A 2,664-nucleotide genomic window follows, 5' to 3' on the forward strand; every position below is an offset into this window, starting at 1 on the left:
CACCTACAAGCCACGGAACTGTTTTTCTCCACAGTCTTCCTTCGTTCCAAAGAATTCTAAGTCCTGCTGCAAACAAGATATAGATGATTAGCGGCCGCAGGAAATGGTATCTGGCAAAATTGAACGTATCCAAAAAGTGGAACCTTTTCGTAAGAGGAAGCCAGCCTTTATAAAACCAGAAGGCATACCATGCGGACAGAATGAAATTGAGAGCAAACAGAATGACATAGGTACTCTCCATTTTCCAGGCTCGGTTTTTCCATATCAAGATAAGTGCAAAGATGATGACAGGCAGGATAATCAGGGTATGGATGGTATGAACATGATGGTGGCCGTATATGAAATTCTTAATGGTTAGCCGAACAGAATGTCCAAATGTCAGCCGGGCATGAAAATATTCATCCCTGCTATTCGGTTCATCATCAAATAAAAATGAATAGACTAGTCGATAATCAGTGACTAAATAGACAGATGTCATATAAGCGATTGCTAAAAAAAAGCGCCAGTTCCATCCCTTCCCCCTAAAAATATCAAAAAACCAGAATACGCCCATCGCGCTAAGAAAAAAGAAAAAACCAAGGACGATACTTGAATAGAATGGAAGAACCGTTAAGGCTAAATAATTGGTCCATTTCCGTTCTCCATTTCTAATATTTAAGAAACTCCAAAGCGCCAATGGCATCCCAAGTGTGCTCAGCATTCCAGAAGGCCAAAAAGGAGTCAGCGCAAAGGCTAGTGAGGTGCCGACACGGATAATCCCCCATCTATCATCTTGGATGAAGTATTTTCTTAATAATAAATACATGCCTAGAAAAGCTGTAAACCTTGTAATTGCCTGGCTTAAACCATATGCAGTCATAAGGGGGAACCAAGAATAAAGCCAAACAATCAATGAAAATTCAGTACCTAACGCGTTCCTGGGCAGTCCATTTATCACTTGTGCAATCTTTGCTGTTACTGGACCTGATATCTGGCCGCTTTCAGCAAGTACTTTATACCATGCCAAATTTGAATCTAGATTGTCATGGACTCTGATATGGGCATTCTCTCCCAAAATAAAATACGGCGATAGAAAAAGAGCAATAACCAACAATGCCAGCACGATCAGACGCCGCTCCTTATCCTGCATGTAAGACAATTCCCTACACCTCATATATCATATTTGCCATATTAAAGTTTGCGGTCTTTTTCAAGATACTATTCCCAGAGTTTTCTAAAACGAATTCAAATAACGTCGTAGTCAAAAATAATTAAATAAAAGAGCACAAAGAAGATGGATAGTATAAGAGCTGCTAATGGTTTTCTGTAATGAAGGCGCAGCATAGGGTACATCGTGCTATAAAAGAAAACTTCCTATGCCATTGACCACCCGGAGGAGAACCGAATGGCACCTATTTTTAGAGCAATACTTTCAATTAATAAGGATAACGAAATCCATTTGAAATAATGCCATATCTTTTTTGATTTTTCATGAGGAAAGTTTCCAAGAAATAGAATGATCATGCTTGGATAAAACACAAAGGTGTATAAGCTCTCCGTAACAAAAAGACTGATGAAATTCTTTTCAAATTCCCATAAATGCTTGTTGCCGATGTAGGAAATATATTCATAGAAGCAGCTAAATAAGGCCCAGAAATAAAATGTAGGCAAGTACTCCTTCCACATTCTCCATTTGCCCATTTTAAATGAAAGCAGGATTCCGCCTGCTAATACTGCGGCATGAAACAAGATCTCAACTCCTTTATGTTACGGAATGCCAAAGGCAGCAGGATAATAACCAGTGATTTTCCAGCGCTTCAATCTTTTGTATTTTCAACAATTCCCAGGTTTTTTATGTATCGTTTTGTTTTCGGTTTTTATATCTAATAGGCAAGTTCATTTGTTACTTGAAAGATTTTTGCACCTTCAACATGAATATCTAGCTCTAATAAACTTTTTCTTTAAAACTCAATTTCAAGGCTATGGATATATTTCCTATATGATGGGAAATTCTATATTCAATCAAATGTGAAAGGTTGCTGTATTCGTTATGCTTCATTACGATGTGACAAGTAAAAATGTAAATAAGGAGCAGGCATATACCCTTCCCTCTTCTTCCAGTGATACTATATGGATTCATTTTGATCCCTCCAATAAAGAACGGTTCGATGAATTCATCAGCAAGATGGAAATCCATCCTCTTGCTAAAAAAGGGCTAGAGCAATTCAGTGATATCCCCAAGATTGATGTATTTAATAACGAAGCAATTATCTCGTTGTTTGCTATACAAGATGACTATACACAAGCGAAAATCACTATATTGATTGGCGGAAACTATGTCATTACAAAAGAAGAGGAAAATATTGACCTCTTAGCACAGCTTCAACAGCTCTTTATCGATCATCCTGAAAAGATGGAAACCTCCGGCAAGGTGCTCTACCACATTTTTGAGAAAGTATCTTCTATTGATCTTAAAATGATCGACAGGATTGCAGATAACATTCAGGAACTTGAACGAAATGTGTTTGACAGGCCTTTTGAAAATGAGATTGCAAGAAACATCCATCGCTGGAAGTCCACACTTCACGAGCTAAGGCAAACAATTGAAGCCCAAGACCAGGTAATGACCACTATATCTAGAAAAGAATTGAAGTTTGTTGATGAGGATTCTGCGCTGTATTTTAA

3 protein-coding genes are annotated in these 2,664 nt (G+C 38.0%); 1 reads left to right on the forward strand and 2 read right to left on the reverse strand.

What is annotated here, in order from left to right; all coding sequences use genetic code 11:
* Together WB217_RS08755 and WB217_RS08760 are read right to left on the reverse strand one after the other, a co-directional pair.
* A partial coding sequence (locus WB217_RS08755; RefSeq protein WP_423992596.1) for a DUF6044 family protein occupies positions 1-1,129 on the reverse strand: 1,129 nt, incomplete at its 3' end.
* A 224-nt stretch (positions 1,130-1,353) separates the two neighbouring features.
* Entirely contained in the window at positions 1,354-1,680 is a 327-nt protein-coding gene (locus tag WB217_RS08760; protein WP_423992598.1) for a CBO0543 family protein, read from the reverse strand.
* A gap of 349 nt (positions 1,681-2,029) precedes the next feature.
* Here WB217_RS08760 and WB217_RS08765 point away from each other — a divergent pair.
* On the forward strand, positions 2,030-2,664 hold a 635-nt coding region (locus WB217_RS08765; protein ID WP_423992594.1), incomplete at its 3' end, for a CorA family divalent cation transporter.

Source organism: Mesobacillus sp. (assembly GCF_049588175.1).
GTDB lineage: Bacteria > Bacillota > Bacilli > Bacillales > Cytobacillaceae > Mesobacillus.

Bases quoted from the DNA above. Each gene is read 5' to 3' on its own strand.
- WB217_RS08760 (WP_423992598.1), bottom strand. From the start codon at position 1,680: ATGGGCAAATGGAGAATGTGGAAGGAGTACTTGCCTACATTTTATTTC.